Genomic DNA, 4,767 nt, shown 5'->3' with positions numbered 1-4,767 from the left:
GGGCAACCTAATATTCCAGCTGACGTACTTAAATATGCAGATGTGACTAGCCATTGGTACGGTAAAACTGCAAAACCAGGTCGTAAAATGGGCCATATAAACGTATCGGCCACTAGCATGAACGACCTAGCAGATAAATTAGGTGAGCTTACTGAATATTTACCTGAGCAAAATTACCCAGGTATTTTAAAAGCGGCGGCTAACATAATTCTTCATTAAATGGCTAACCGTTTTATTAAATGCCGAGCTTGCTCGGCATTTTTTTGTATTTAAAAAAAGCGCAAGGTTACCTAGATTGTGAAATAATGATTGAGTCTAAAATTTTACAGTGAAATTATTTAATGAAACTTAAAGCAATTTATAGCGCACTACTTGTTGCCGCTTCTTTTAGTCCTTTTTTTAGTAACAGTGCATTTGCATCAGACTTTCTTCGTGTTGCTACTTTTAATGTAAGTATGGATGCAACTAATCACACCCCTAAAGGTGAGCAAGTTAAAAGTGATGCTTTAGTTAATGCACTTAAAGCAAACCACCAGCAAATTAAGAACATAGCGGAAATTATTCAACGTGTTCGCCCTGACATTATTTTACTTAACGAATTTGATTACATCCCAAAAGAGCAGGGAATTGAATACTTTAATAAGCATTATTTAAATGTAGGTCAGCAAAAACAAGCCGCTATTAATTACCCTTACTCTTATATTGCCCCGGTAAATACAGGCCTAGCCACTGAGTTTGATTTAGATAACGACGGCAAGAAAAATGGCGTGATGGGCGATGCACAAGGTTTTGGCTTTTTTGAAGGGCATTACGGTATGGCTATTTTGTCAAAATACCCAATCGGTTTTGATAAAGTAAGAACCCTTCAAACCTTTAAATATAAAGACATGCCAAATGCACAAATGCCCGTAATGCCTAAAACAGGCGAAAACTGGTATAACGCACAAGAATGGCAAGCACTTAGACTTAGCTCTAAATCGTTTTGGGATTTACCTATTAACGTAAATGATAAAACCATTCATGTTATTGCATCTCACCCAACACCGCCTGTATTTGACGGTAAAGAGGATAGAAACGGCAAGCGTAACCATGATGAAGTAAGGCTAATTGCCGATTACGTTTCAAACGCTAAGTATATTTACGATGATAAAGGCGAAAAAGGCGGTTTAAAAACTTACTCTCGTTTTGTTATCTTAGGGGATTTAAATGCCGCCCCTGAGGGTGATAAAGCCCGTACAAACACCACAGATCAACTACTTAAAAATCCACTTATTAACGCTCAATTTGTTCCAAAAAGTGAAGGCGCTAAAGAGCAGTATGACGTGCCTTATGCACAAAATTACAGTGCTAATTGGCAAGCGCGTGTTGATTACGTACTACCGTCAAACTATGGCTTAAAAATTAAGGACGGTGGTGTATTTTGGCCTACTAAAACTAGTAGTGAATATCGTTTAATTAAAGATAGAAACGCATCGAGCGATCACCGCATGGTGTGGCTTGATTTAATCGTTGAATAACGTCCACTAATAAAGGGGGCGTTAGTAAACTGAGCTTTACCCTGTTTAATGGCTATTTATCTTAAAAAATTGCAATAACTTGAGTGCTTCTGCTTAAATACGGCTTAATTATAATAACCGTATAGAAGCACTATGATTTTTAATCTTTCTTCATCTAAAACGTTAGTGGCCTTAGCTGTTGCCTCAAGTGTCATGCTTGCAGGTTGTAGCGCTACCGCTAACACCTCTTCAACACAGCAAAGTGCATTACCAGCAACTAAAATTGCTGCGGTTGTAAACACGCCAGCAGATATCGGCTCACAAAAAATAACGCTAGAACAAGCAATGGCCGATCCGGATTGGATGGGTAATCAGCCAGAGGGTGCTTACTGGGCGAGCGATTCGTCTACTATTATTTATGCTCAAAAAGAGCAGGGCAATACACTACGCGATTTATTTAGCCAATCGGTTACTAGCCAAACAGCAGAGCAAGTAGCTCTTAATAAATTTCATACTGTGGGTTCAAATAAAGCAGTTTATTCTAAAAATAAAACAATGGCGGCCTACACATTTAAAGGCAATGTATTTGTTAAAAACCTAAAAACCGGCGAACTTAAACAAATTACAGCTACATCAGCGGGCGAGTCAAAGCCACAATTTTTAAATAATGGCGATTTAGTTTACCGCCAAGGCAATGTATTTTTTAAAGTTGATTTAAAAACAGGCTTAACGAGCGAGCTTGCTAACTTAAAACTTGCTGATGAGCCAAAAGGTATTGAAGAGCCAAGCACGTATATTGCTAAAGAGCAGCATAAATTGATTAAATTTGTGGCGCTTCAACAAAAAAATAAAAAAGATAAGCAAGCACGCAGTGAGCAAATTAATGAACAAAACGATTCAATTGCTAACTCGGCTTACTACTTAGGTGACGGTAATAAAGTTGCAGAGGCTCAGCTTTCGCCAAATGGTGATGCGCTGTTAGTCGTTGTACAAAAGCAAACAGACTGGCGTGGTGATGGCGATATTATGCCTAACTACATTACAAATGACGCCACTATAGAACCTAAAAAAGCACGCCGCCGTGTAGCCGACGCTAAAGAAGAAACCTCAAAGCTTGTCTACATCAATTTAACTAACAAAGAGCAAACATCACTTAGCTTTAATACCTTACCGGGCTTCGACGAAGATGTTTTAGCCGCAGTTAAAAAAGAAAATTACGCACGTGATGGTAAAACATATAAGTCTAAAAAGGCACCTCGTGGTATTAACCTTATTATGGACTGGGGTTTTGAGCAAAGCCCAATAGTATGGAACGACGATGGCTCACAAGTAGCTGTAATGCTTGAAGCGTGGGACAACAAAGACCGCTGGCTTGCAACGGTAGATTTTAAAAACAACAAACTTGTGTCGCAACATCGCCTGCATGACGATGCATGGATAGCTTACGCATTTAACGACTTTGGGTGGTTACATAACTCAAACACGCTTTATTACCTATCGGAAGAGTCAGGTTACAGCCAGCTTTATAAAAAGCCTGTAAATGGTAGTGCAACCGCACTAACACAAGGCCAATTTGAGGTTTCTAACTTAACGCTTACCAGCGACGACAGCGCAATTTATTACAAAGCGAATGTTGAGCATCCAGGGCTTTACGAAATTTACCGCGTTAACCCGCAAACAGGTAATAGCGAGCAAATTACTGACTTAAACGGCATGACTGACTACACGTTAAGCCCAGATGAAAACAAGTTACTCCTTAAGCACTCTACAATTACAATGCCTAATGAGCTTTACGTAGCAGATGCTAAAGCCAATACAAAAGCAACGCGCTTAACGCATACTGTGTCGGATGAGTTTTTAGCTAAAAAGCTAACAGCCCCTAAAATTGTTGCTGTACCATCGAGCCATACTGATCAACCAATATATGCAAAAGTGTACTACCCAGCTGATTACGTAGAAGGTGAAGTAGGTAAAAATCGTAAAGCGGTTATTTTTAACCACGGCGCGGGTTACTTACAAAATTCACACATGGGGTTTTCGGTTTATTTTCGTGAATTTATGTTCCATTCATTGCTCGCTGATGAAGGTTACATAGTAATGGATATGGATTACCGCGCATCTAAAGGTTACGGGCGTGATTGGCGTACTGCGATTTATCGTCAAATGGGCACGCCTGAAACACAAGATTTAGCCGATGGCGTTAAATGGATGGCGCAAAATGCCAACGTTGATACTAAAGCCGTAGGCACTTATGGTGGCTCTTACGGCGGTTTTATGACCTTTATGGCATTGTTTACCACGCCTGAGTTATTTCAATCGGGTGCGGCACTTAGACCTGTTACCGATTGGGCGCATTACAACACAGGTTATACGGCTAATATATTAAACCACCCTGATGTTGACCCGATTGCGTATGAGCGCAGCTCGCCAATTTATTATGCTGAGGGTTTAAACAAGCGTTTATTAATTAACTCACCAATGGTTGACGATAACGTATTTTTTCAAGATTCAGTGCGTTTAGTGCAGCGCTTAATAGAGCTTGAAAAACAAAACTTTGAAACAGCTATATTTCCTGTTGAACCACATGGTTTTGTACAGCCTTCAAGCTGGTTAGACGAATACCGCCGTATTCATAAGTTATTTAAAGAAACACTTTAATCTTTAACTCTTAAAGTATAAAAACAAAAATGCCGCATTAGTTTAGTTAACTAATGCGGCATTTTTATTGGATTGAACAAAATCTAACTTTATTTTTGCTTTTTAAAGTTCTTTTTAAAGAGCTCTATAGCCAATGGTATTGCAAGTAAAGTCCCGCCAATAACACCAATTAAATGTGCATCAATAGCCACAGTGGAGTTAATAAGCTTTCCTATATCAGCATTAGGGCCGCTAAATTGTTCAAACCCTATTTTAATCCATACGCCTATAAATAATAAATAACCCGATTTAAGCCCTACAGTTATATCCTTTACTGCGCCCCAAATAATTATGCCATGCAGTAGGGCACTTAATCCGGTGTAAATATGTATGCTTGGGCAAAACCAATAAACACCGAGTCCACACCACAGTGCTAGCGCACTTGTATTAAAAGCGTAGCGAGTAGGGGATGTGTATTCGCCATGTAGTAACCATATTAGTAAAACACCACTGGCATTTAGTCCCAAATGAGCCCAATTAGCATGAACAAATTGGCTTGAAAAGATTCGCCATAGTTCACCTTCATCAATTAGGCTTCGGTTAAATTCAAGTAAATTATTTAAATCAAATGCAG

The 4,767-nt window shown here is 39.2% G+C and carries 3 protein-coding genes and 1 pseudogene; 3 read left to right on the top strand and 1 reads right to left on the bottom strand.

Annotated elements, in window-relative coordinates; genetic code table 11:
• The 3 genes and pseudogenes from CXF89_RS18415 to CXF89_RS18405 form a co-directional block, all read left to right on the top strand.
• Positions 1-219: pseudogene (locus CXF89_RS18415) on the top strand (5-(carboxyamino)imidazole ribonucleotide synthase); the annotation flags it as partial.
• Between the two features lie 122 nt (positions 220-341).
• Entirely contained in the window at positions 342-1,517 is a 1,176-nt protein-coding gene (locus CXF89_RS18410) for an endonuclease/exonuclease/phosphatase family protein (protein ID WP_121955413.1), read from the top strand.
• A 132-nt stretch (positions 1,518-1,649) separates the two neighbouring features.
• Entirely contained in the window at positions 1,650-4,154 is a 2,505-nt protein-coding gene (locus CXF89_RS18405; RefSeq protein ID WP_121955412.1) for a S9 family peptidase, read from the top strand.
• 89 nt (positions 4,155-4,243) lie between these two features.
• Here the strand turns inward: CXF89_RS18405 and rrtA are convergent.
• Positions 4,244-4,767, bottom strand: a 524-nt coding sequence (gene rrtA / locus CXF89_RS18400) for a rhombosortase (RefSeq protein WP_121955411.1), incomplete at its 5' end; no start/stop codon positions are given.

This window comes from Pseudoalteromonas sp. MelDa3, from assembly GCF_002863625.1.
GTDB classification, from domain to species: Bacteria; Pseudomonadota; Gammaproteobacteria; order Enterobacterales; family Alteromonadaceae; genus Pseudoalteromonas; species Pseudoalteromonas arctica.
The sequence above is the reverse complement of the archived record's forward strand: the minus strand, read 5'-3'. Positions and strand labels throughout refer to the sequence as shown.

Excerpts from the sequence above, each read along its gene's own strand:
- CXF89_RS18410 (WP_121955413.1), top strand. The coding sequence starts at position 342 with ATGAAACTTAAAGCAATTTATAGCGCACTACTTGTTGCCGCTTCTTTT.
- CXF89_RS18405 (WP_121955412.1), top strand. The coding sequence starts at position 1,650 with ATGATTTTTAATCTTTCTTCATCTAAAACGTTAGTGGCCTTAGCTGTT.